Origin of the sequence: Mesorhizobium sp. M0016 (genome assembly GCF_040324035.1) — a bacterium.
In the GTDB taxonomy this organism is placed as follows: Bacteria; Pseudomonadota; Alphaproteobacteria; order Rhizobiales; family Rhizobiaceae; genus Mesorhizobium.
On the sequence record NZ_JAMYVM010000008.1, the window covers coordinates 177,934 to 203,189 of the forward strand.

The following is a 25,256-nucleotide window of genomic DNA, read 5'->3' on the forward strand; positions in this document are numbered from 1 at the left end:
CCGGCTCAGTTGGAGAGCGGCGTGGCGGAGAACTCGATCCGCCGGTTCAGCGCCTTGTTCTTCGGCGTATCGTTCGGCGCCACCGGCTTTTCCTCGCCATAGCCGGAAGCCGTGATCTGCGCCGATGGAATGCCCGCAGCGATGATCGCGTCGGCGACCGCCTTGGCGCGCCGTTCCGACAGGTTCTTGTTGGCCGTCGGCGAGCCGTCGGAATCGGTATGGCCCGAAACCTCGACCTTCAGTTTCGGACATTTGCCGACGACGCCGACCACCTCGGCCAGCAGTGGGCGGCTCTTTTCATCGAGCCGAGCGCTGGCTGGGCGAAAATAGACGGCGCCGGTGCGCGACAGCACCTCGAACCTGTTCAGGCATTCATCGTCGCTGAAGGACGTCTTGCCTGCATCTGTGGCGACCGGCCCGGCATCGGCTGGGGCTGCGGCCGCGACGGCAGGCGTGGCCGCAGGCTTGGCGCCATCAGCGGTGAAGACGAAGTCGAACGACACCGAAGCCGTCGGGACGATGCTGCTGACATTGGCCGCCTGCTGGAGTTTTTCGATGTTGGGCAACAGGCCGAAATCCTCGACATGCACGGCGACCGGCGCCTCCGAGGCGATCGACACCATGCTGTCGGTGATCATGGTGACCACGACATTGGCCTCAAGGTCCTTGTCGACGCCGTGCAGGCTCAGGCGAAACGGGATATGCGCGCTCATGCGCCGTTTGGTGGCGAGATCAGCAAAAGCGGCGGGATCGACTTTCGCCGTCACTTCCGCCGTCGGGAATTTGAAGGTTTCGAAGAACAGGAAGCGCATGCGGACATTGCGAAGGTCGATACCGGTGTCGACCGAGTTGAGGTCGAACGTGACCTTGGCGGCGCCATCCGATGTCAGCGTGCCCGAGAGGTTCCTGATCTTGTTGGTTTCGACAATGGTGTTCTTCTTCACCGATTGATAGGTGAGCGTCGAATTCGCCGGATCGAGCGTCCAGTTCGGCTTCGCATTCGCCACTTCCGGTGCGAGCAGCAACAGCCCGAATACAGCGGCGACGAGAGCAAGGGCGCCGACGATGCGCCGGCCCTTTGAGAACGGCATTCGTTGCCGAAAAAATCCGCCGACCTCGAACATTGATGCCCCGCCTCAGGACAACAGACCTCAGTTCCGATCACGGCTGTCGAACGCAGTGATGCCAGCGAGCATAGAACATATGATTTGGCTTTGCGAGTAGCTCCGCCTGTCTGCCCAAGGGGAGAAGACAGCTCAAAAATCCGTCATCACTGGCAGCTTAACAGGCGTCAAATCCAGAGGCGCCTTGCGCGATCACGAGCGCTTCGGCGGGCCTGTCGAACGCAGAAAATGCCATTCATAGCCTTGAATATACTACAATATTAGCAACTCCTTGACAATCGACCGAAGCTCTGGTTTCTTGACATATTAAACAAAGTTCGTTGCGTTTTTTACGGACGTGTTCCCATGTCGAGCTTGGTAGTCGCGGACCCGCGGGGGGTGTATCTCGCCGGTCTGGAGTGGGTTTTGCGGAAGGCGGGACACAGCGTTGTCGCAGAATGCCACCACACGATTGAGGTTCTCCCCTTGGTGGAGCGCCACCGGCCCGATCTTGTCATCATAGGGTTGGATGGTGTGGACCGGCAGACGGCCGGCCTTTCCGCAAGGCTGAGAGCCACCAGCAGCCCTTTGGGCATCATCTACATCCTGCAGCCAAACGGCGGATTCGACTTCAACGAAATCCCCAAGCTCGATGCCGACGGCCTGCTGATGGACGGCATCAGCCACAGCTACCTTGTCGAATGCGCCAATGCAGTGGCAGGCGGCCGAAAGTGGGTCGACGACCATATCCTCCAGCATCTGCTGACGCCGAGATCGCTGCCTCAGCGCGCGCCAAAGCTTACTGGACGCGAGACGGAAGTCGCCGGCCTTGTTTCACGCGGCCTGCGCAACAAGATCATTGCGCAGCGACTGCATGTATCCGAAGGCACGGTGAAGATGCACCTGCATCACGTCTACGAGAAGCTCCGCCTCGGCAGCAGGGCGGAACTCGCCTGGGCGACTTTTGGCGAAGCTTCCGACCATCTGGGACCAAGTCACAAAAGCGGGCTTTGATCCTACCTTCGGCGAGCTGGCAAGGCAGGCTGCGTCGACAAGATGCCGACAAAAGGCCGGAAACCCACGGCATATCGATCGATCCATACCAACGCGGTTGCCCGCGAGCGCCTGTCGCGGCTCGATCTTTCGAAGGATGTATATCGTTCGATCAGGTAGGGGCATTCACCATAACACTATCGAACCGCGAATGGACGCGTCCTCTGCGTCGGCGGCACAATGGAGGATAAACGGCCGCAATTCTGTGCGCCGGCGGACGGATGCCCTGGGGTAGGTGCATCCGACATCGGGTGGGGGTGAACCCCTTTTCTTGATGTTGTTCAAAAAGGGGAGAATCTCCATGGCAATCGACATCACAGCTCATGACATCATCATCGATGAGAGCGCTGGCCTCACGGACAATGATATTGACCCATCCGATCCGCTGTACAGCACCAACACCACGCTGCAATATCTGCTGAATCTTGGCACCGCGCTGGAGGTCGCCTTCAAGGAGGACTTCGTGGTGGCCTCCGCGGACCCAGGGGAGACCATCACCTCGGTCGTTCTCGCCCAGGACTCTTCGGGAACTGCGTTTTCACCCACCGACGGCGCGGTCACCGGCATCCGGACGGTCGATGGCAATTATGTCTGGCTGTTCCAGGACCCGAACAATGCAGACGTCGTGATCGGCGTCATTGGGACCTCTGACCCGACCTCAGTTGGCGAGCCCGATCCATTACTCGATCCCCTCGCCTTCTCGTTTGCGCTGGACGGCGACGCGGACCTGTACCTGGTCCAGTACGTGGCGTTGATGAATCCGGACCCTGACAACGCGGACGTCGATCTAATCGATCTGGATCAGCTAGTCTACGCCTCGGTCACCGGGACCAGCGTCCTGAATTTCAGCTCGCTTGGTGACGCCCCTCCCGGACACAACAAGTGGTATATCCTCGACGCTGACACGGCGAGCACGCAGAAGATCCTGGTCACGGCTCATGACAATGGCGTACAGGCTGAAGTCAATGTCAGCACGCAAGGCCTGGGCGTCTCATCACAAGACGTGCGCTTTGGCCGTGAGCTTCAGATCGACCTGATCAACGGCGGCACCCAGAGCGCCGGCAAGAACTTTACCAACACGCCGACCGCGCCGAACTACACAGATCACATCGAGACCGTCTCCACCGCGGGTTTCTCGATTTCGCAGTCTACTCCGACCCATACCGTGGCTGACATAGAGGTCCACGCCTACAACAATGATGACAACGCGAAAGGCGCCACGTTACCGGGTGATGACAACGATGCGGAAGTCAACATCGCCTCAGTGACTTTCAAGCTGAACGGCGTGGTAACGGATGCCGCCACCCTGGGCATCACGGTTGATTACACCAACCTGGGAGTGATCCTTCACAATGTCGGCGAGGGTGTGACGGTCGATTTCACCGCAGACGCAACCTTTGACCGCTTCACTATCAAGAACATTGACGAGCAAAAAGACTATTTCGATGTCAAGGAAGTGCATTTCGGCACAGATCAGACCAACGTCGCCAGCGCAGAGGTCGGCTCCTTGATCAACTTCGACGATGACGGCCCATCGATCGTGCCGTCCGGCAATGACGTACCGACCCTGGTGGTCGGCGATTCGGACTTCGTTACCGACGACTCGACCAGCTTCGCGGCGCTGTTCACGCCGAACTTTGGCGTCGATGGACCAGCGGCCACCGACGATGTGACCTACACGCTGGATGTACTCGGCGGCGGCAGTAACGTCGCCAGCGGCGTGTTCGATACGCTCAGCGGCCTTGAGGTGCTTCTCAATGTTGTCGGCGGCGACATCGTCGGCACTGCCGGCACGGATGAGGTGTTCCGCATCTCGGTCGATGCCGACGGCAACGTGACCCTCGACCAGTCGCGTGCGGTTGTCCATGGCGATCCAACCGATCCCGTAGAGGCGGACACTCCGGTCATCCTTGCCGCCAACCTGGTGAGCCTGACCGCAACCGCAACCGACGGCGACGGCGACAGCGCGCACACCTCGGTCGACATAGGCGGTGCCTTCACCTTCGAAGACACCGGGCCGGCAATTGCTGTGGAGAACGCAACCGGTGACTACGACAGTGGCGCCCATGGCACCTGGACGCACGACCCAGGCGCCGACGGGTTCAACCTGCTGGGCGTAACGCTGGACGATTATACAATCGACTCCAACCCGACGGTAACGTCGGGCCTATCCCTGACACCGGACGCGGCAGACCCTTACACCTTCACAGGCTCGATCCACGATGACTTCAACGGCGACGGCACGGCTGAAGACGTGGACTTCACACTGACCTTCGATCCGGTCAACGGCACTTACGACCTTGACGTCGACACCCCTCCCGGAACGATCACGACCTTCGACACCACACAGGGTTCGCTGAAGGCGGGCGGTCCGGACGCGGTGCAAACGCTGCAATTCCCGCCGACCGGTCACGACGGTGACGTCATCTTCTTCAGCAATCTGGTGACCGCTCCCCTGGAGAATGGGGCGGGCAGTTTCCCGAACGACATCGAAGACCTGGTCAACAATGACCCTACCGAGGCAACGCTGGAGGGGTATGGTGCCACTAGCCTGATCAACAGCTCATCGAAGATGAACGTGTCGACTTCGGGCATCGGCGTCAACAACAACAACCTCGACGGCAAGAGCGGGGGTACCCCGCTGTTCGCCGGCACCTCAATCACCTCGGGCGACGAGAGCTTCGTGGTCAATCCCCAGCAAGACGTGGATAAGGTCACGGTCTATATCGACAACTCCGTCGGCGGCTACAACCCGGCTACGGAAGACCTCTATTACATCGTCTACTATACGGACGGTACCGTCAGCGGTCCTACCGACGTGACGGCGGGCATGCTCAGCAATGCCCCGCGCCACGACCCGCTCATTCCTGACGTCGCGGAGGGCGGGAAGTACTTCGAGATCGACGGCGGCGCGAAGCAGATCGAGGCGGTCCAGCTCATCATGGGCGTGGGCACCGTCAAGATCCCCGTGATTCAGTTCTCGCTCGAGCAGGAGTCCAACCCGGCGCCGCTCGACCTGGATTTCACGGCCAATCTCGTCGACGGCGACAATGACAGCTTTACCGACACGTTCTCGGTCCATGTCGACGCCCCGGACGGCATCATCTGACCCGACACCGGGCGGGCGCCTTTCCTGGCGCCCGGCCGGCACAATCCAAAGCATCACAATGGGGGGCGAGCCGTGCCGCAGCCAAGACCGCAGTTCGAAGAGGTAATGCATCTGGCCCGGCGCCAGGCGCCCGCCCTGCTCATCTTCAGCCTGCTTGCAAACGTCCTGATGCTCGCCAGCACCGTCTACATGCTGCAGATCTACGACAGGGTGCTGTCGAGCGGGTCGATCGACACGCTGGTGTGGCTCACCCTGGCGGTGATCGGCGCGATCGCCGTCTATGGCCTTTTGGAACAAGCCCGCCGCATGATCCTCGGCCATATCAGCCAATGGCTCGACGACCAGTTGAACGTCCCGGTGATCGAACGAGCCATGGAGGCTCGCCTCGCGGGTAGCAACGTCGAGGCCGGCCTGAAGGACGTAGCGGACCTGCGCGGTTTCGTCGGTGGCGACAGCATGCTGACCTTTCTCGACGCGCCGTGGACGCCCGTCTTCCTGGCTTTCATGTGGCTTCTGCACCCAGCACTGGGCGTGCTCGGACTCATCGGGGCGATCCTTTTGTTCTGCGGCGCGCTCGCCAATGATTTCTTTACCCGCCGCAGGAGCCAGGAAACGTCGGCAGAGCTGCGTCGCAACCAGGTCGCGGCCGGCCAATACATCGATGGCGCTGAGACGTTGCGCTCGCTCGGCATGTCGGGCTCGGCGCTGCAGCGCTGGGAAGAAAAGCAGCAGTCGTTGATGACCATCCAGGCGCAACTTCTCGGTCGCACGACCAGCATCGGGAGCCTGTCGCGCTCGCTGCGCATGGCCCTGCAAGTGGCCGTGCTGGGACTTGGCGCCTACTTTGTCTTGCGCGGCGAACTGACGGCCGGATCGATGATCGCGGCATCGGTACTGCTGAGCCGCGCGCTTGCGCCGATAGAACGCTCGATCGGAGCCTGGCGCAGCCTGGTTACCGCTCGCACCGCGCGTCGCAACCTCATGCGCCTGTTCGCGGACACCAATTCTAGGCAGGGCGGTGAAGTGACCTTACCCCGCCCGCAAGGCCGGCTAAGGCTCGAGAACGCACACTACCATGCGCCGGGTACACAGCAGGCCCTGATGAACAAAGTATCCTTCAACGTCGAGGCCGGCGAGACCTGCGGCGTGATTGGTCCGTCGGGTTCCGGCAAGACCACACTTTGCCGCCTCATGGTGGGAACGTTGCGGCCTTCGCTCGGTCATGTAAGGCTGGACGGCGCAGAGCTCGCGAGTTGGCCTTCGGACCAGCTTGGAATGCACATCGGCTACCTGCCGCAGCAGGTCGAGCTGTTTCCGGGAACGATCGCCGACAACATTGCGCGCTTGCGCGATGTCGATAGTGCCGCAGTGATCGCCGCGGCGCAGGCCGCAGGTATCCACGAGACGATATTGCGGATGCCAAATGGCTATCAAACGGAGGTGGGGCCGCATGGGGCGCGAATCTCGCGTGGCCAACGTCAGCGCATCGCTCTCGCCCGGGCGCTATTCGGCAATCCCGCGCTCGTCGTGCTCGACGAACCGAACACTGGCCTCGACGGCGATGGTGAAATGGCTCTGTTCAATGTTCTTCACCATTTGAAGGAACGGGGCTGCACCGTCATTCTCGTCAGCCACCAGACGAATCTGCTGCGTACGGCGGATCATGTCGTTTTCATGCACGACGGCACCGTTAAGATGTTCGGCACGCGCGACGAGGTGCTGGGCGCGCTGGGCGGTCACCGCAAACCGACTGCCGTGCCGTCGTCCGGGCAAGACAAGACCAGCGTCGTCGTTCCGGCAAAATTGAAGGCGGCGGAGTGAGCCATGAGCGACCGATTTAGCGACCTGTCGAAGATGATGGACATGCTGATGGCCAGCCTGCGTGACGTGCTGGACAGGTTAGTTGTCGCTGCTGGAGATCTAGCTGCGGCGGCTTCGAACCGTTTCGACAGCCTGGACGTGCCGGCGCGCGCCGCGCTGGCTGCAACTGCCACCGCGCTGTTCGTGCTCGTGCTTGTCGGGCTTGTCCGGCGGCGTTCGTCTGCATATCGCGATAGCAAGCGCGACCTGAATCGCCGGACGCGTCCAGCGCGTATACTCGGCTATTTCTCCGCGCTGTTCTTTGTCGGCGGCATCGCCCTCTGGTCAGACGTGGCCCTCCTGGCCAGCGCCATCGTGGCCCCCGGCATCGTCAGCCCGGACGGCTACCGGAAGACCGTTCAGCATCTGGAGGGCGGCATCATCGGGATGATCCACGTGCGGGATGGCGACAAGGTCACAGCGGGCCAGGTTCTGATAAGCATGAAGACGACCGATGCACAGGGCCGCTACGACGAGCTGCATGAGCGCTACATTCGCTTGCTGGCCGTCGAAGCGCGCTTGGGTGCGGAGCTTGCCGGAGAAGATCAGATCATTTTTCCCAAGGAACTGACATCGGCTGACAACCAGGCCGGGCAGAAAGTGGCCGCTGAAGAGCAGGAACTGCTTCGCAGCCGCCTTGCCACTCGCGAGGGGCGCGAGCAGATCCTCAACAAGCGGATACGGCAGATAGAGGAGCAAATCACCGGGTCCAGGGAAGTGATCGCAGCCGAGGAGGAGCAACTGGGGCTGATCGACCGCGAGATCGCTTCGGCACAGGAAATGTACAAAAAGGGATTGGAGCGCCTGCCGCGGATCCTTGCGCTGCAGCGTGCCCAGGCCGACATCCGAGCGAGCCAGGCGTCGAACCGGTCGCAGGTCGCGCGCAACGAACAGCAGATCGGCGAGACCGAGCTGCAGCTTCTCAATTTGCGGCAACAGGATGGTGAGAAAGCGAACGAGGATCTTGGCAAGGTGCGCGGCGATCTGGCCGAATTGCGGAGCCTGTTACCCTCGCGTCAGGATGTGCTGGCCAGGACTGACATTGTCGCGCCGATCGCGGGAACAGTGATGAACGTGCGTGTCACAACTGAATCTGGCGTGATTTCCAGCGGCCAGCCCCTCCTCGATATCGTTCCGAATGAGTCCAACCTGGTCATCGATTCACGGATCAAGCCGCGGGACATCGACATGGTGCATCCGGACATGCCGGCACGCGTTGTGCTGTCAGCCTATCCAACACGGCATCTTCCGCAAATCCACGGGTTGCTCACCTCGGTATCGGCCGACCGGCTGACGGACGAGAGGACCGGAGAACCCTATTTTCTCGCCAAGATCAAAGTCAATATGGCTGACCTCGCAAACCTCCATGACGTAAAATTGTCGCCCGGCATGCCTGCCGAAGTGATGATCCTGACTGGCGAGCACACACTGCTCGACTATATGCTGGCGCCGGTTCGCGACTCGCTCAATCGAGGATTCAGAGAGAATTAGAGTCTTCTACTTTCCCGTATCCCGACGCCATCCAGTCCTCCGAAAAGCCGCCCGTCGAACGATACGGCTCGAGTGTCATGGCATTGGCGATTCCTTCGCCAGCGCGCCCCCAGCAGTGTCGGGAGCGCCGCTTCGCGGAACTGGACGATCGCTATAAGCAATCCGTCCCACTGCGCTCAGCTTGACGCCAAGCCCGGGATCAGGCCGATCGGCTGGCCCACAGCACCCCACGCTCGAAGATGGTGCGCATTTGCGGCACGGAAAACTCATCCGCGGTGTGGCCGAGCGCGCTGAAGAAGACGCGGCCCTTGCCGTAGCGGCGCTTCCAGACCACGGGCATGACGACGCCGTCGATGAAGTCGAGATGCTCACCGCTGAACGTCGTCGTCGCCAGCACCTCGTTGCTCGGGTCGACATGCATGTAATACTGCTCGGAATGGTAGGCGAAACCCTCGATACCCCTGACGATCGGATCGTCGCTGATGATGTCGACACGGTAGTCGATGATGTCGCCGGGGTGCGCGACCCATTGGCCGCCGGTCATGAACTGATAGGCCGGCTCGTTGCGAAAACTGTCGCCCATTGTGCCGTGGAAGCCGGCAAGGCCGGTTCCGCCGCTGACGGCGGCGGTGAGGTTTTGCAGCTCCGGTTTCTCGATCGTCGACATGGTGATCACCGGCACGATCAGATCGATGACCGGGAGCTGCGGATCGGCGAGCGCCGATGTGCCCTCTTCTGTCCGCACTTCGAAGCCATGCCCCGTCAATATATCGCTGACGACAGCGGCGCTGCGGGCCGGCGTGTGACCCTCCCATCCGCCCCAGCAAATCAGTGCCGTCTTGCTCATGCTCGTCTCTCCTTTGGTCGGCAATATTGATAGGCAAGCGGAACGCTTTTGTCTTCCTTCCATGATGGGCATTCTGGGACGGGCATTTCTGGTCGGAAATCACGACCCGGCGATGAATTCCGTGGATGAGGACCGATTGGCCGCGCTGGCGTCTTGTTTCAATACCGGGCTGCACTCAAATCAGCTGTCTTCGCGTTTGCGCAGACATCGGTCCGATGCGCCCGCAACCAGCCGGAGCCTTCCGGGGAGACCGCTTTATGAGTTTCGACCAGACGACTGTCGCCGCCTATCTGGAAGTCATCACCATCAACCTTGTGCTGTCTGGCGACAATGTCGTGGTGATCGGCATGGCGGCCGCAGGCCTCGCCAAGGCGTTGCGGCAGAAGGCGATCATCGCCGGCATTGCCGCGGCGGCGGTGATCCGCATCGTCTTTGCCGTGATCGCGGTGCAGCTGCTGGAAATTCCTGGGATCATGCTGGTCGGCGGCATGCTTTTGTTCTGGGTGTGCTGGAACATGTTCCAGGAGTTGCGCTCGGCCGGCGACGGCGAGGACGTCGACAATGAAGCCGCAGCACTTGCGACGGCGCGGCCGGCCAAGGCGCTGCGCACCGCGATCCTGCAGATCGTCGTCGCCGATGTCTCGATGTCGCTGGACAATGTGCTGGCAGTGGCGGGCGCCGCCGCCCACGACATGAATGCGCTGGTGTTCGGTCTCATCCTGTCGGTGGTTCTGATGGCGGTCGCCTCGACGCTGGTGGCGGCGCTGCTTGCCAGGTATCGCTGGATCGGCTGGCTCGGTCTGGCAATCATCGTCTATGTCGCGGGAAATATGACTCTGGACGGCGTCGAGCAGATGAGAACGGTCGACTTCCACGCGCTGCTCTCGCCAGTTGCAAGCTAGATCCTCCCGGCGATCAAATGATATCGAAAATCCGCCCTGGGTTGAGAATGTTGTGCGGATCGAACGCCACCTTCAGCCGGCGCATGGCTGATAGTTCGGCGTCGCTGCGCACGAGGTTCAGCCATTTCTTCTTGTCGAGGCCGATGCCGTGCTCGGCCGAGACGGCGCCACCGCATGCCGCCACGCCGCGATAGATGATCTCATAGGCGGCCGCCGGTTCCGTGGTGTCGACCTGATAGTGCAGATTGCCGTCGCCGAGATGGCCGAAGACGTAGATCTCGGCGCTGCTGTCGACGGCGTGGATCGCGGCTTCGGCGTTGCGCAGGAAATCCGCCATGGCCGCCAACGGGATGCTGATGTCGACGCCGAGCATTCCCTCGATCGCAAACAGGAATCGGTTAGCCTCTTCGCGCACATCCCATAGCGCACGGAATTCGCGTGGCGACTGCGAGACGACCACGTCGTCGACGATGCCGTCCTCGACCGCCTGCATCAGCACCGAAGCGAAACGCTCGCCGTCCAGCTCGGCCTGGCTGCCCTGGATCTCGGCCAGCACATAGACGGGCGCGCCGACAGGCAGCGGCGCCGGCGCCGCCATGCCGGCAATCATGGAGCCGTAGAGCGGCGAGAAATTCACCTCATAGGCTGACAGCAAGGGACCGAGCCGCTGCTTGAGCAACCCCAGCAACGCAATCGCCGCCTCCAGCGAGCCAAGGGCGCAAAAGGCGGCAACCTCGGTGGCGGGCTTGGGATGCAGCCGCAGGCAGGCGCGAGTAACCACGCCCAGCGTGCCTTCGCTGCCAATGAAAAGCTGGTTGAGATCGTATCCCGAATTGTCCTTGGCCAGGCCACGCAACGAAGTCAGGATCGAGCCGTCAGCAAGCACGGCCTCCAGCCCCAGCACCTGGGCGCGGTACATGCCGTAGCGCAGCACGCGAATGCCGCCGGCATTCGTGGCGATGTTGCCGCCGACCGTCGCCGTGCCGCGCGCGCCGATATCGACGCCGAACATCAGGCCGGCTGCATCGGCCGCTTCCTGCACCATTTGCAGCGGCGCGCCGGCCTCTGCGATGATGGTTGCCGCGGCGCGGTCGGGCGCTTCGACCGCGGTCATGCGCTCCAGCGACAGCACCGCTTCGCCCGGCTGCACGCGCGCGCCGCCTGCCAGCCCGGTGCGGCCACCATGGACGACCAGCTTCTGGCCGATACCACTGCATAGGCGCAGGATTTCGGCGACGTCGGCGGCGTTGCGGGGACGCAAGACCAGTTCGGGCAGGCCGCCGCCCTTGCCGGAGAGGTCGTCGCTGTAGCGCGGATCGATAGCATCGCCGATCACAATCGCGGCGGCGTCGAGCCGCTGATAAAGCTGGGAAAGAAGCCGATCGATCTGTTGTGTCATGGTGCCTGGACTGTTTCAGCGCTCTTTGTGGCCGAGACTTTGATGCGCGACAATTTTCGCGTCAATTGAACAAATTTACGCACGGTATAATCTGTCATTGCGCGTTGAACCCACTGACGTTTCCTGTAAATTTCGTCTGCCGTTGCGTGGCGGACGCGCCGGCTGCAGGACCCTGGGCAGCGTCAAGGGATGACCGAGGTTCTGGCGCGTGCCAGACGAGGGATTGAATGCCGATGACGCACAAGACGATGGAGGATTTCGCCCGCTCCTGCGGCGTCTCCAGGCCGACGCTGTCGAAATATTTCGACGATCCGACCAGCGTCAAGCCGGCAACGCGCAAGCGCATCGAAGAGGCGTTGCGCTCATCCGACTACCAGCCCAATCTGTTTGCCCGCAACCTCAACCGCAAGCGCACCCGCGCCATCGGCATTGTCGTACCGACGGTCACCGACCCCTTCTATTCCGAAATGGTCAGCCGCATCGAACTTCGGCTGCGCGACGAGGGCTACTGGCCGATCGTCATCTCCTCGCATGGCTCGACCGAGCTCGAAATGGAGGCGACACGTACCATCCTGTCGCTGAAAGTTTCGGGCGCGCTGATCGCGCCGCTCGGCTTGCGCTCGGACCGGCGCACGCTGGAGAAGCTGACCCAGACAATGCCGGTCGTCTATTTCGACACCTATCTTGAAGGCGGCACGCCCTTTGTCGGCAACAACAATGCCCAGAGCGTCTCGACCATCGTCGACTATCTCTGCCGCTCCGGCGACGCCCCGATCTATTTCGACATCCCGCATGTCAATCACAATTCGCCGGAGCGCCTGAACAGTTACGTCGCCGCGATGCGTCAGCTTGGCCAGGAGCCGGTGGTTATCGGCAACACCCGAGACTACACATGGGATTTCGAGCGCATCGGCTACGAGCAGATGGAACAGATGCTCGGGGCCAGCGGCCTGCCGGGCAAGACCAGAGGTCTGCCCGGCAAGACCGGGGGTCTGCCCGGCAAGACCATACTGTGTGCGAATGACCGCCTGGCCTTCGGCGTGATGGCGGCAGCCTTCGCGAAAGGGCTGAAGATCGGCCGCAAGGCCGATTGCGACCTGCGTATCGCCGCCCATGACGACCATCCGCTGAGCCGCTACACTTGCCCCGCACTGACCACCATCGCGCAGGATTTTGCCGCCATGGCGGGGCGCAGCGTCGAGACACTGCTCGCTTTGCTCAACGAGGATACGGCAAACGTCGCGCCGAAGGTCAGCCTCGACGCCGCCCTGGTGATGCGTCAGTCCGCTTGAGCCTTTCCAAAGGCAGGATCGAAGCTTCGCCACGCGGCAATGGCGGCGGCAACCGCCTGTCTCGCTGCCGGGCCGTGACGGCCCATCGAGACGAAGCCGTGGATCTGACCGGGCCAGTGTTCCAGCACGACCGGCACGCCGGCCTGCTGCAGACGCCTGGCATAGGCCTCGCCTTCGTCGGCGAGGATGTCGTGACCGGCGATGGCGATGAAGGTGGGCGGCGCACCGGCGAGGCTTTCCGCCTTCAGCGGTGAGGTACGCCAGTCGCCGATGTCGGCGGCATTGCGGATATAATGGTCGCGGAACCAGGCCATGGTCGAGGCGGTCAGGCCAAAGCCTGCGGCGAAGCGGCGATAGCTGTCGGCCGTCTGCCCGGCATCGGTGTTGGGATAAAACAGAAGCTGCGCTGCCGGCGGATTTTTGTCCCCCCGCGTGAGCAGGCCGAGCACCGTGGCGAGATTGCCGCCGGCGCTGTCGCCGGCAACCGCGATGCGGGCAGCGTCGATGCCGAGTTCGTCCGCGGCGCTTTGCATGAAGGCAAGTGCCGCTCGGCAATCCTCTATTGCCGCCGGGAATTTGTGTTCCGGCGCCAGCCGGTAGTCGACGGAAACGACGACAGCGCCTGCCTCGTTGGCGAACCAGCGGCAGATCTCGTCATGCGAGTCGAGATTGCCGATTACCCAGCCGCCGCCATGGAGATAAAGCAGCGCCGGAGAGCCTGCCGAAGGCGCGCCCTGCCCGCGATAGATCCTGAGCCTCAGCGGACCGCCGGGTCCTGCAATGATGCGCTCGCTGATCGACGCGACCAGCTCGCGCTCGCCTTGCAGGGTCGGGAAGCCTTCATTGTAGGCGCGGCGCGCCTGCTCAGGCGTTCCCGTTTCGAACGGCGGCGCGCCGGCCTGGCTGCCGAGCTCGAGCACATGCCGGGCCTCCGGATCTAGGGGCGACGGGGACGGTGGCGATGGCGTCACGGGCGAACCTCCGTCAGGCAAGCAGGGTTGCGGCTTCGTCTTCGCCAAGCAGCGGCGGCTGGTCGACCGTGCCGTTGACGGCAACCGAGCCACGGCTTTCGCCCGAAGCCAGGATCGCCTCCATGATCTCAAGCACATGCAGCGCCAGCTCACCGGAGGCGCGCGGCTTTCTGCCCGTGGCCAGCGCGCGCGCCAGATCGGCGACGCCGAGCATGCGGTAATTGGCGCGGTCGGGCGCGGAATAGGGCCAGTTGCGGGCGCCGTAGAGTTCGCTCTCGCTGGCGAAAACGGCCCAGTCGGCGCCACGTTCCGACAGCGAGACCGTGCCGCCGAACGTGTCGGGATCGGGCAGCCTGAGCGAGCCTTCGGTGCCGTGCAGTTCGATCGGATGGTTGGAGTGTTTGAACACATCCCATGAGGCGCCGAAGGTGACGGTGGCGCCCGAGCGGAATTCGAGCAGCGACATTATGTTGGTCGGCGTGCCGACCTTGAATGTCGTGTTCTTGAACGGCCCGTCGGCCGTGATCAGCCTCTCCTCCTGGCCGCGCGTCGCCATCGCCATGACGCGCTCGACCGGCCCGAGCAGGTTGACCAGCACGGTCAGGTAATAGGGACCCATGTCGAACACCGGACCGCCGCCGGGCTGATAATAGAATTGCGGATTGGGATGCCAGTGCTCCATGCCCCGTCCCATCATGAAGGCGGTGCCGGTCACCGGCTTGCCGATCGCGCCGTCATCCATCAGCCGGCGCGCGCGGCGGCCGGCTGCACCCAGGAATGTGTCCGGCGCCGAGCCGATCAGCAGGCCGCGCTTCGCGGCCTCGGCGACAAGGCGGCGGCCGTCGGCGGCAGAGGTTGCCAGCGGCTTTTCGGTGAAGACATGCTTGCCCGCCGAGAGCGCTGACAACGAAATGTCGAAATGCGCCGCCGGGATGGTCAGGTTCAGCACGAGGTCGATGTCGGGGTCGGCGAGCAGCGTGTCGACGCCAATCGCTCGGATGCCGTATTGGCTGGCGCGCAGCTCGGCCATGTCAGCGGAAATGTCGGCGCAGGCGCGTAGCTCGACACCACCGAAGAGCGCTGCATTGCGCAGATAGGTCATCGAGATGTTGCCGCAGCCGATGACACCGATGCCGAGCTTTGTCTCTGATTTTCCGTGCATTTCCAGCTTTCCTCCCAAGCCAAGGGCATGCTGCGCGAACCGTTGCAGTTCCCACGATCCCCCCGCAATCCGCTATACAGGATTTTAAATATTGACGCGCGTAAAATTTTTATAGAACTTATGAGAATTCTGGCGGCATTGGGAGGCCGCCAGCGTGAGGAGGAGAACATGACCGGCATGAAAAACGGCCGACGGCCGCTGCGAAGCCCGTGGGTCATGCGCGCTTTCCGTCGCGCATCAGAGACCGGGATGGGTTCAGGCATAGATCACCTTGGCCCCGATCCTATCAAGCTCGCTGCGTATTGGACCGGGCAGGCCATCGTCGGTGATCACCACATCGACGGCCGACAGCGAAAATGCCTTGGACGTCCCGCTGACGCCCCATTTGCTCGAATCGGCGAGCAGGACAACGCGCCGGGCCATGCGAACGAGGTTTCGCTTCGTTCGCGCCATGTCTTCGTTCACGTCGACCACATCCAGTGACGAGTCTATCGCATGCGCTCCAACAAAGACCTGATGCGCTACCAGGCCGCCGAGAGCCGTATCGGCATCGGTGATCAGCGTGCTCACCGTGTCGGGATAGACCCGGCCGCCGATCATATGAACGTCGAGCCCGGGACGATGCATAAGATGCTGCACGATATTCATGGCCGTGGCCGCGACCACGACATTGCTGAGCGGCGGTAACTGCATGGCAAGCTGCATCAATGTCGAGCCGCCGTCGAAGATGACCGACTGGTTGTCCTCGAACAGGTCCAGCGCCGCCCGGGCGATGCGCTTCTTTGCGTCGAGGTTGGTCTGCATCCGCCGGGCGAACGCGGCCGTCGTAGAATCGGTGGTCCGGGTCACCGCTCCTCCACGGGTCTTGGTCAGCAGTCCCTTGCGGTCCAGTATTTCGAGGTCGGAGCGCACCGTGACCTCCGACACGCCAAACCCGTCCGACAGGTCCTTGATGCGAACCTGTCCGCTGCGTTGCACCTCGCCCAGGATCGATTGGCGTCTCTGCTCCGACAACATTGCCCTGCCCTTGCCTTCCCGCGCCAGGCAATCGCCCTGGCCTTGGCTCACCTTACCGAAAATATGCAGATTCGAAAGCTTTCGAAAGATTGTTTTTCCTTTTTCTTTCGGAAACACTGGATCGAGCTTTTTTTAAATCAACCGATCAGGGAATTTTGGACTCATGAGCCTAGGAACCAAGGTGCGCCTCGCGCGCCTCTTCTCGCATCCATCGGGGAACCTTTTTGGCGGCGCGGTCGACCACTTCGTCGGCTATGGCGACGTGCGCAAAGGCGGCCTTGCCGACCTGCCGGGTGCGCTCGCACGCGTCATGGCGGGCAAACCCGACTATGTCAGCATCCAGCCTGGCACCGCGCGCCATCTGTGGCCGCAATATGCGGGCAAAGCTTCCCTGGTGATTCAGGCGGGCTGCTTCACTGCGGACGATCGTATCAGCGAGTTGATCGCAACGCCCGAGGACGCGGTACGCGCGGGGGCCGATGCGTTGGCCGTGGCCATTCCGGTGCGCGGCGCGACGGAGGGCAAATACATACGCTGGCTGACCGATTCGGTGAATGCGGCGGCCCGCTACGGCATGCCTGTGGTGGCGCATATCTACCCTCGCGATTTCACCGACGGGGCAAAGATCGTCTTCACCCCCGACGAGATCGCCTATGCGGCGCGCATCGGTTACGAGTCCGGCGTCGACGTGATCAAAATCGGCTACACCGGCGATTTCGAGTCGTTCCGGGAGACCGTCCGGACCTGCCCGGTGCCGGTTGTCATCGCGGGCGGTCCAAAGACCGATACGCTGCTCGGCGCGCTTCAGCAGACGGCGGACGCCATCCGTGCCGGCGCGCACGGCGCCGTGGTCGGCCGCAATCTCTGGGGGCACGGCGATCCGGAGAAGGCAGCGCTTGCCTTTCGCGGCGTCATCCATGACGGCCTTTCGGCGCAAGACGCCCTGGCGAAGGCGGGTGCCTGAACGATGCCCACCATCCCCTCGATCCTCGGCTTCGGCGCTATTGCGATCGACGACATAGTCTACGTCGATCAGCCATTGTCGGCGGGCAAGGGTAAGGTTCTGCAAAGTACCCGCGCCTTCGGGGGAAATGTCGCGACGGCGCTGGCCGCCGTCGCGCGGCTCGGCGGAACCGCCGGGTTCGTCGGATGGCTGGCCAGTGCCTCGGACAACGCGGTGCAGCTCGATCTCGTGGCGAGCGGTATTGAAACCGCATTCGCGCCGCGCCATCCCGACGCGCGCCCGGTGCACTCGCGGATCACCGTCGGCTCGGACGGGGAAAGGTTCATCGCGTATGACGACGATGCGATGCTGGGCACAGCTCCGGACTTTCCGGACGATATCCTCAGCCGCGCAACCGTCCTGATCGTCGATAGTTATGCGACCGGGTCGCTGGATGTCGTGGCTCGGGCTCGCGATCTCGGCCTTGCGATCCTCGGCGATATCGAATGGAGCAGCGGCCCCGCCACGGAGCGGCTGATCGCGCTCTGCGACCATCTCATTCTTCCACTTAGCTTTGCACGGACTGCCACGGGGCGCCGATCGCCTGCCGAGATGCTCGATGCCTTGTGGTTGCCATCGCGATCCGCCGTGGTTCTGACCGATGGAGGCAGGGGTGTGTACTATCGCGGCCGTGAAGAGACAGGTCTCTGGCACCTGCCCCCGCACCGGGTTGCGGTCGTCGACTCCACAGGCGCGGGTGACTGCTTTCATGGCGCCTATGCCCATGCGTTGACGCGCGGAGCCGACACCGCGGGCCGGATCGCATTCGCGGCCGCGGCGGCGGCCGTTTCGATAACGGGGCGTGGCGGGCGCGAGGCGCTTCCGACCGAGGACCAGGTCACGCAACTCCTGGCATCGGCGAACGCGCCGTCAGCAGTCGACCTGAAAAATGCGCATGTGGATGCTGGAGCATGACCTGAAACGATCCGACGAAACATTTCGCAGGCGAACACAAGCCCAGGAGAATCATAAAAATCAGGGCTTATACTTGTGGAGGGAGGAATATGGCAGAAGTCATCCTTGAGAAGATCTGCAAAACCTACGGGAACAGTTTTCGCGCAATCGACCAGTTGAACCTGTCGGTCAAGGACGGCGAGTTCTTGATCCTCGTCGGGCCTTCCGGCTGCGGCAAATCCACGGCGTTGCGAATGATCGCGGGGTTGGAAGACATCACCAGCGGCAGCCTTCGGATCGGCGGGGTCGACGTCGTCGACATGCCGCCCAAGGACCGCGACATCGCGATGGTGTTCCAGAGCTACGCGCTCTACCCGCATATGACGGTATCCGAAAACATCGCCTTTTCGATGCGGCTGGCAGGCAAGCCGAAGGCCGAGCGCAAGAAGCGCGTGGACGAGATCGCCAAAACTCTTCAGCTGACGTCTTTGCTGGACAGCAAACCCGCGAACCTGTCAGGCGGGCAGCGTCAACGGGTTGCCATGGGCCGCGCCATGGTGCGCGAGCCGGCCGCCTTTCTCATGGACGAGCCGCTTTCCAATCTGGATGCGAAACTGCGTGTGCAAATGCGCGCCGAAATCACCAGCCTGCAAAAGCAGCTCGGCGTCACGACCATTTACGTGACCCACGATCAGATCGAAGCGATGACGATGGGCGACAGAGTCGCGGTGTTGAAAGGCGGTGTGCTGCAGCAGGTCGACACACCCAAGAGGCTCTATGAATCGCCGGTTAACGCCTTCGTTGCCGGCTTCATCGGCTCTCCTTCGATGAACCTTTTCGAGGCGACCCTGAAGGGCGGCGAGCTCGCTTTTCGCGACTTCGCCGTCCGGCTGCAGGATGCAGCCTTCGTGCGCAGGCCGGCCTTGAGGTCGTATGCGGGGCGCAAGGTCGTGTTCGGGATCAGACCGGAGGATCTTTATGACAGCAGCCTTGAATCCGGTCGCAAGTATCAGACGATACCGGCCAGGGTGACCTCGATCGAGGAACTCGGCTCCGAACAGATCGTCCACATGAACATCGACGCGGTCCGGGTGGACTCCGGTGATCCGGATGCGGTGGATGATTTCGGCCCGGCGTCGAACGCGGTGGCGAGGTTCGAGCCGATCAGCGCCGTCCGCTCCGGCTCGGAAATCCGGTTGGCCGTGGATGATGCCAAGTTCCATTTCTTCGATCCCGAAACGCATCTGGCGATCTGAAGATCTGCGGAAGACCGCGGGCGGGAGCGAGGTGCCTGCGGAAGATACAAGAAGGCTTCTGAATGAACAGACGATCGTCCGCATTGTGCGGCCGATCTTGAAGAAGGAGGAGAAAATGATGTTTCGGATACGACCCGCGATGCTGAAAATAGCCGCGGTCGCATGGTTGCTTGGTGCAACCGGCGCAATGGCGGACACGACGCTGGAATTCACCCAATGGTGGGAGCCCGAATTGCCGGCGGGATCGCTCAGGGCAATCATGAACGACTTCGAGGCTGCAAACCCCGGCATCAAGGTGACGCTGGTCAGCGGTCCCTATGCGACCACGCGAGACCAGATCTCGGTCGGCGCCGCAACCGGAACGCTTAGCGACGTCGTCGGTCTCGACGGCGCCTGGGTGAACAATCTGAACGCGCAGGGTGCGCTGGCCGACATGAACCCGATGATGGATGCGAGCGGGTTCGACAAGACCCAGGTCGCTGATATCATCAAGGTGGACGGCAAGGCGGTGATGTTTCCCGTGGCTTCGTTCGTCTATCCGGTCTTCGTCAATCTGGACCTCGCCGCCCAGGCAGGCGTGACCAAGCTGCCGTCGACCCGCGCGGAGTTTCTCGAAGCCGCCAAGAAGATGACCCACGCCGACAAGAACCAGTATGGCTGGGTGCTGCCCTTGTCGCTGCAAACGCCGTCCGGTGTCCAGAACGACCTGATGTCGTGGGTCTGGGCCTCGGGCCAATCGATGATGGTTGAGGGCAAGCCGGCTCTCGAGGGCAAGCCGGTCGTCGATATGCTCACCTTCGTCAAATCACTGAACGACGCCGGCGTCATCTCGCCCGGCATTGCCACCAAGACCGAGCAGGAGAAGGTCGAGGAATTCGTCAACGATCGGGTCGGAATGATGATCGACTCGCTTGCGCATGTGAACCTCATCCGCAAACGCAATCCCAAGCTGAACTTCGACCTGATCCCGGTCCCGGTCGTGGCGGACTACAGCGGCAAGCGCGGCCTTCCCTACGCCTCCTGGGGCATCGGCATCTCCGCCGCCTCGAAACATCAGGATGAAGCCTGGAAGCTCGTCCAATATCTGATGAGCGAAAAGGTGAATGCCAAGCTCGTGTCGCTTGCAAACGCCTTCCCGGGCAACGTCAACGCCAAGCCCAATTTCGTGACCTCGGACAAGGCTTTCGCCAAGGCTTTCGAAATCTTCAAGACCGGCTATCTCGCCAACGAGTTCACGGGCCTGCCGGTGGCTGAAGACCTGATGACCCAGTTCGACGTGGAGGCTCAGAAGATGCTTGCCGGCGAGCAGTCTCCGGAACAAGCCGCAACCAACGCTCAAAAGGGCTGGATGGCGAAATTCTGAGCGGCCCATTGCCCGTTTGCTATCTTCCACCGGGTGGCCCGGCCTCGCCAGGCCACCCGTCAACAACGGATCGGCAATTTGAGATGGACCTTTTTTTGAAGCGCACCTTCCTCTTCAAGGCACATCCCAGGGGTCGCACATGACCGGGCAGAAGCGCTCCCACCATCGACTGAAACGAGCGGTCGCACCCTATCTCTATCTGTCACCCTCGCTCCTCATAATCGGCCTGTTGATGCTGCTGCCGATGGTGACGGTGATTGGCTATTCGTTCCAGAACAGCGCGGTGCTGCGTCGCGACCCGTCCTTTGCCGGATTGAAACACTACCAGGCGATCTTTGCCGATCCGGTGTTCTGGGCCTCGCTGTGGCACACGCTCTACTTCACCTGCATGAGTGTCGTCTTCCATATGACCATCGGCATGCTCTTCGCACTCATGCTGAACAGCGACCGCATCAATCCGACGCTGCGCAATGTCCTGCGCGTGCTCTACATACTGCCCTGGCTGTTCACCGCGGTGATTATCGCGGTGATCTGGCGCCTGCTGCTTGAGCCGAACGGTGTCGTCAACAGCGTTCTCATGCAGATGGGCATCATCGGTTCCAAGGTCGAGTGGTTTTCCTCGCCCGCGACCGCGCTGCACGCCGTCACCTTCGCCAACATCTGGGCGGGCTACCCGCTTTTCATGGTCAGCCTGCTCGCAGGCTTGCAGGGCATTCCCAAGGATTTCTACGAGGCCGCCGATATCGACGGCGCGAAGGCCTACCAGAAGCTGATCTTCATCACCATTCCGCAGCTGATGCCGATCATCATCAGCATCTCGCTGCTCGACTTCATCTGGACCATGCAGGTCTTTCCATTGATCTGGATAACGACGGGTGGCGGTCCGATCTACTCGACCGAGGTCCTCAGCACCTACACGTACAAGCTGGCGTTTTCGAGCTACAACCTGTCGCAGGCCTCGGCGAGCGCCGTGGTCATCCTGCTGATCTCTCTCGGCCTGACGCTGTTCTACATCCGCTATCAAAAGGCTCGGTAGTCACATGAGGAAAATGCACACGCCCAAAGACAGGCTGATCACCGCCGCGCTCCATGTCGCGCTTGCCGCAGGGCTCTTTTTCGCGGCCTTCCCGATCTACTGGATGCTGAGCAGCTCGTTCAAGTCGAACACCGAAATCTTTGCCCTGCCACCAACCGTCCTGCCGAAGGCCTTCACGCTGGAAGCGTATGCGGCCATCCTGGGCGACCCGGTAAAGCTGCGCTTCTTCTTCAACAGCTACTTCGTGGCCGGAGCGGTGACCGTGCTGACGGTGCTGATCGCCTTGCTGGCGGCCTATGGGTTCAGCCGTTTCAATTTCCGCGGCAAGGGCAGCCTCAACACTCTCATCATCAGCACGCAGACGATCCCGCCGATCACGCTTTTAATCCCCTTCTTCGGGCTTGTCGTCTCGTATGGCATCTTCGACACCTATGTCGCGCTGATCCTGACCTATCTGGTGTTTACGCTGCCCTATGCGATCCTGCTGATGACGGGATATCTGAACACCTTGCCCCGCGACCTCGATGAAGCGGTGGCTGTCGACGGCGGCACCAGTTGGACCGCACTGTGGCGGGTGATCGTGCCGATTTCACTGCCTGGTATCGTGGCGACGTCGGTCTACACCTTCCTGTTGTGCTGGAACGAATTTCTCTTTGCGCTGACACTGACGAAGTCGACGTCCATGCGCACCGTCCCGATCGGCATCCAGTTGTTGATGGGGCAACACGCATTCGAATGGAACCAGATGATGGCGATGAGCGTGCTCGGCTCGCTGCCGCTCCTGGTCATCTACCTGGTTGCCCAGAGGTTCTTCCTCGCCGGCATGACCGCAGGGTCGGTCAAGTAGGATGTCCCTCCAACGGAGGTGGAATCAAGGAATGAAAGGATGACCGTGAAAGACCTGGAAGTCGGTTGCCAGACCTTTACCTGGGAAATGCTCGGCGACCGTTTTGCCGGCGGCCCGGACGATCTGCTCAAGGCGATCGCCGATGGCGGCTATGCCGGCATCGAGATCACCGACACGATGATCGGCCGCTATGCCGCCAAGCCAGCGGAGTTCGCCGCCGCGCTGAAGTCATCCGGGCTGACGCTCGTCTCCTTCGCCTTCGGCTCCAAGAGCGGTTTCACGCTCAGGGATGAGATCGGCGCCGACCTGGAGACCGCCAAACGCTGGATCGACTTCGCCGCCGCCTTTCCCGGCGCGCTGGTGTCGATGGGCTCGGCCACGATCGTTTCCGACGGGCCGCGCGACGACAAGTTTGCCATCGCCGCCGAGGTCTACAACAAAGCCGGCGAGCTCGGGCGCGAGGCCGGCGTCCAGGTCGCGGTGCATCCAAGCTCGCATCACAACACGCTGCTGTTCGACCGCGCCGACTACGACCGCATCTTCGGGCTGCTCGACGCCTCGCTGGTGGGCTGGGTGCCCGACACCGGCCACATCTTGCGCGGTGGCCAGGACATGGCGGATACGCTCACCACTTATCGCGACCGCATCCGCTATGTGCATCTGAAGGATGTCGACGCGAATGGAACCTGGGCGATGCTCGGCAAGGGCGTCTGTGACACGGCGAAGGTGATCGAGATCGCTGGTGCTGCACCCAATTTCAACGGCTGGCTGGTGCTGGAGGAAGAGTCCGAAACGGCCGCCGCCGACCCTGCCGGCGCCGTCAAAACCAACCGCCAGACAATGCGCGGCTACGGAGCCTGAGACGATGACGACGAACAAGCCCCTGTCCGGCCCCGCAGGAATTGCCGCCCTGCCGCGCAACCGGCTTATCGGCGAGTTTTCGCTGTGGTCGGCCGACCTCGCCAATATGGAGCGCGATTTGAAGCGCATCGAGACCCATGCCGATGTCCATCATATCGACGTCGCCGATGCCCGCTTCACCCCTGGCTTCCTGTTCTTCCCGGACCTGGTGGCGCACATCGCCAAGCTCACCGCAAAGCCTATCCATGTCCATTTGATGGTCGAAGCCGAGATCGTCGAGGAACAGACGCGCCAGTTCATCGAGGCCGGCGCCGACCTGATCAGTGTGCACGCCGAAAACGGCGAGACCGGTCTGCGCGCCGTGAGACTGGCGCGTGAACTCGGGGCCGAGGCCGGCGTGGTGCTGCGGCTGGAAACACCGGTCGCGGCCGTCACGCCCTTCCTGCCGGAAGTGGCGTTCGTGACGCTGCTCGGCACTTCCATCGGCGTCAAGGGCCAAAGCCTGTCGGAGCAGGCGTGTCCGCGCCTGATCGAGGCGCGCGTGCTGATGCGCAAAGCCGGCCGCGAGGCCGACATCGTGCTCGCCGCCGATGGCGGCATCCGCCACGAGACCGTGCCGCTGCTGCGCGCCGCAGGTGCGGAGACCGTGGTGCTGGGCTCGCTGGCCTTCGGCGATCCCGACCTTGCCCGGCGCATGGCCTGGCTGCACGGGCTGGAGGTCGCCGCCTGATGACCAAGCTTGCGCTCGCCTTCGATCTCGGTGGCACGGCGCTGCGCGGTGCGCTGGTCGAGAGCGATGGCCGTATCGTCGCTCATGCTTCGGCGCCGACGCTTGCCGGTGCGGGATCGGAGGCGGTGATCGGCCAGATCGTCGCTCTGGCAGGCACGCTGCTTAGGGAACACCCGCAGGCAAACGTCGCCGGCATCGGCGTCGGTGCGCCGGGGCCACTCGACCCCAAGGCGGGGATCGTCATTGCGCCGCCAACGCTGGCCGGCTGGCACGACGTGCCGCTGATCGACATTCTGGGGCGGCATTTCGGGCTGCCGGTGCGGCTGGAAAACGACGCCAATGCGGCGGCGCTCGGCGAATGGCGTTTTGGCGCCGGACGTGGCAGCGGATCGCTGGTGTTCGTGACTGTGTCCACCGGCATTGGCGGCGGCGTCGTCGCCGATGGCCACATCTATCACGGCAGGCGCGGACTGGCGGCCGAGATCGGCCACATGACCATCACCGGTGAAGGCGACCGCTGCTTTTGCGGCGCCATCGGCTGCTTCGAGGCCGTTGCCTCCGGAACCGCGCTCGGCCGCCGCGCCACGCGACTGACCGCGCCGGGCGACGGCTCGCTCTTACGACGGCTGTCAAATGACGGCGACGTCTCGGCCAGGCATGTCGTAGAGGCTGCCAAGGCCGGCGACGCCAACGCTCTCGACCTGATCGAGGCGGAAGCACAATGGCTGGGCATCGGCTTCACCAATGTCTTGCATCTCTATTCGCCCGATCTGATTGTCATGGGTGGCGGCCTTTCCAACGGGTTCGACCTTCTGGCACCGTCGATCAGAGCGGTCATCCAGCAGCGGGCGATGCCGGCCTATCGCGACGTGCCGATCGTGCAGGCTGAACTCGGCGACCGCGCCGGGCTGATCGGCGCCGCCAGCCTGATCCTGTGGGAAGGCGAACCGGGTGCGCCGCTGGCGATGGCGCAGGACGACAAGGACAGAGGCGCGACCGCCGATGCCAGAGAGGCAAGCCACGGCTGAGCTCAAACTGCGCGGCGCGCAGCGCCAGGGTC

Annotated in this window: 21 protein-coding genes; 15 read left to right on the forward strand and 6 right to left on the reverse strand. The window is 62.5% G+C overall.

What is annotated here, in order from left to right:
• Positions 1-5: 5 nt before the first annotated feature.
• Entirely contained in the window at positions 6-1,091 is a 1,086-nt protein-coding gene (locus NKJ88_RS14865; RefSeq protein ID WP_245259885.1) for an OmpA family protein, read from the reverse strand.
• 546 nt (positions 1,092-1,637) lie between these two features.
• Between NKJ88_RS14865 and NKJ88_RS14870 the strand changes: the two genes are divergently transcribed.
• The 4 genes from NKJ88_RS14870 to NKJ88_RS14885 all read left to right on the forward strand — a co-directional run bounded on the left by NKJ88_RS14870 (position 1,638) and on the right by NKJ88_RS14885 (position 8,616).
• The gene (locus NKJ88_RS14870) at positions 1,638-2,117 is read left to right on the forward strand and encodes a response regulator transcription factor (RefSeq protein WP_352444505.1); all 480 of its coding nucleotides are present in this window, start codon (positions 1,638-1,640) and stop codon (positions 2,115-2,117) included.
• Between the two features lie 340 nt (positions 2,118-2,457).
• The gene (locus NKJ88_RS14875) at positions 2,458-5,265 is read left to right on the forward strand and encodes a DUF5801 repeats-in-toxin domain-containing protein (protein WP_023726320.1); all 2,808 of its coding nucleotides are present in this window, start codon (positions 2,458-2,460) and stop codon (positions 5,263-5,265) included.
• Between the two features lie 105 nt (positions 5,266-5,370).
• Positions 5,371-7,086 carry a type I secretion system permease/ATPase gene (locus NKJ88_RS14880; RefSeq protein ID WP_023726319.1) on the forward strand — a complete coding sequence of 572 codons (1,716 nt, stop codon included), beginning with the start codon at positions 5,371-5,373 and terminating at the stop codon, positions 7,084-7,086.
• 3 nt (positions 7,087-7,089) lie between these two features.
• Positions 7,090-8,616, forward strand: coding sequence for an HlyD family type I secretion periplasmic adaptor subunit (locus NKJ88_RS14885; RefSeq protein ID WP_352444507.1), 1,527 nt, complete (start codon positions 7,090-7,092; stop codon positions 8,614-8,616).
• 199 nt (positions 8,617-8,815) lie between these two features.
• Here the strand turns inward: NKJ88_RS14885 and NKJ88_RS14890 are convergent, their stop codons facing one another.
• Complete coding sequence (locus NKJ88_RS14890) at positions 8,816-9,463, reverse strand: ThuA domain-containing protein (RefSeq protein WP_352444509.1); 648 nt, start codon at positions 9,461-9,463, stop codon at positions 8,816-8,818.
• Between the two features lie 257 nt (positions 9,464-9,720).
• Here NKJ88_RS14890 and NKJ88_RS14895 point away from each other — a divergent pair, with 257 nt between their 5' ends.
• Positions 9,721-10,365, forward strand: a complete 645-nt coding sequence (locus NKJ88_RS14895) for a YjbE family putative metal transport protein (protein WP_023695266.1) — start codon at positions 9,721-9,723, stop codon at positions 10,363-10,365.
• A gap of 13 nt (positions 10,366-10,378) precedes the next feature.
• Here the strand turns inward: NKJ88_RS14895 and NKJ88_RS14900 are convergent, their stop codons facing one another.
• The gene (locus NKJ88_RS14900; protein WP_352444511.1) at positions 10,379-11,764 is read right to left on the reverse strand and encodes an FAD-binding oxidoreductase; all 1,386 of its coding nucleotides are present in this window, start codon (positions 11,762-11,764) and stop codon (positions 10,379-10,381) included.
• Positions 11,765-11,991: 227 nt separating this feature from the next.
• On the opposite strand from NKJ88_RS14900, the gene NKJ88_RS14905 reads away from it, so the two are divergent.
• Positions 11,992-13,056: a LacI family DNA-binding transcriptional regulator gene (locus NKJ88_RS14905; protein ID WP_023834883.1), complete on the forward strand. Its 1,065-nt coding sequence runs from the start codon at positions 11,992-11,994 to the stop codon at positions 13,054-13,056.
• On the opposite strand, the gene NKJ88_RS14910 is transcribed toward NKJ88_RS14905, so the two are convergent.
• From NKJ88_RS14910 to NKJ88_RS14920, 3 genes are all read right to left on the reverse strand, one after another.
• Entirely contained in the window at positions 13,044-13,976 is a 933-nt protein-coding gene (locus NKJ88_RS14910; protein WP_352444513.1) for an alpha/beta hydrolase, read from the reverse strand. The two genes, NKJ88_RS14905 and NKJ88_RS14910, sit on opposite strands and share 13 nt — an antisense overlap.
• Before the next feature lie 64 nt (positions 13,977-14,040).
• A complete protein-coding gene (locus NKJ88_RS14915) occupies positions 14,041-15,189 on the reverse strand; it encodes a Gfo/Idh/MocA family protein (RefSeq protein ID WP_352444515.1) in 1,149 nt (382 codons plus the stop codon).
• Between the two features lie 255 nt (positions 15,190-15,444).
• Complete coding sequence (locus tag NKJ88_RS14920; RefSeq protein ID WP_023692210.1) at positions 15,445-16,206, reverse strand: DeoR/GlpR family DNA-binding transcription regulator; 762 nt, start codon at positions 16,204-16,206, stop codon at positions 15,445-15,447.
• Positions 16,207-16,369: 163 nt separating this feature from the next.
• On the opposite strand from NKJ88_RS14920, the gene NKJ88_RS14925 reads away from it, so the two are divergent.
• From NKJ88_RS14925 to NKJ88_RS14965, 9 genes are all read left to right on the forward strand, one after another.
• Positions 16,370-17,170, forward strand: coding sequence for a beta/alpha barrel domain-containing protein (locus NKJ88_RS14925; RefSeq protein WP_023682642.1), 801 nt, complete (start codon positions 16,370-16,372; stop codon positions 17,168-17,170).
• 3 nt (positions 17,171-17,173) lie between these two features.
• Positions 17,174-18,124 (forward strand): PfkB family carbohydrate kinase, encoded by a 951-nt coding sequence (locus NKJ88_RS14930; RefSeq protein ID WP_023804402.1) that lies wholly within the window; start codon positions 17,174-17,176, stop codon positions 18,122-18,124.
• A gap of 89 nt (positions 18,125-18,213) precedes the next feature.
• Positions 18,214-19,359, forward strand: a complete 1,146-nt coding sequence (locus NKJ88_RS14935; protein WP_352444517.1) for an ABC transporter ATP-binding protein — start codon at positions 18,214-18,216, stop codon at positions 19,357-19,359.
• A gap of 115 nt (positions 19,360-19,474) precedes the next feature.
• Positions 19,475-20,722, forward strand: coding sequence for an ABC transporter substrate-binding protein (locus NKJ88_RS14940; protein WP_352444519.1), 1,248 nt, complete (start codon positions 19,475-19,477; stop codon positions 20,720-20,722).
• A 139-nt stretch (positions 20,723-20,861) separates the two neighbouring features.
• Positions 20,862-21,758, forward strand: coding sequence for a carbohydrate ABC transporter permease (locus tag NKJ88_RS14945; RefSeq protein WP_023729220.1), 897 nt, complete (start codon positions 20,862-20,864; stop codon positions 21,756-21,758).
• 4 nt (positions 21,759-21,762) lie between these two features.
• Positions 21,763-22,605, forward strand: coding sequence for a carbohydrate ABC transporter permease (locus tag NKJ88_RS14950; protein WP_023686993.1), 843 nt, complete (start codon positions 21,763-21,765; stop codon positions 22,603-22,605).
• A 39-nt stretch (positions 22,606-22,644) separates the two neighbouring features.
• Positions 22,645-23,466, forward strand: a complete 822-nt coding sequence (locus NKJ88_RS14955; protein WP_023692215.1) for a sugar phosphate isomerase/epimerase family protein — start codon at positions 22,645-22,647, stop codon at positions 23,464-23,466.
• A 4-nt stretch (positions 23,467-23,470) separates the two neighbouring features.
• A complete protein-coding gene (locus NKJ88_RS14960; protein WP_352444522.1) occupies positions 23,471-24,196 on the forward strand; it encodes a ribulose-phosphate 3-epimerase in 726 nt (241 codons plus the stop codon).
• Entirely contained in the window at positions 24,196-25,224 is a 1,029-nt protein-coding gene (locus tag NKJ88_RS14965) for an ROK family protein (protein WP_023695255.1), read from the forward strand. Before NKJ88_RS14960 ends, NKJ88_RS14965 begins: the two co-directional genes overlap by 1 nt.
• Positions 25,225-25,256: the final 32 nt, after the last annotated feature.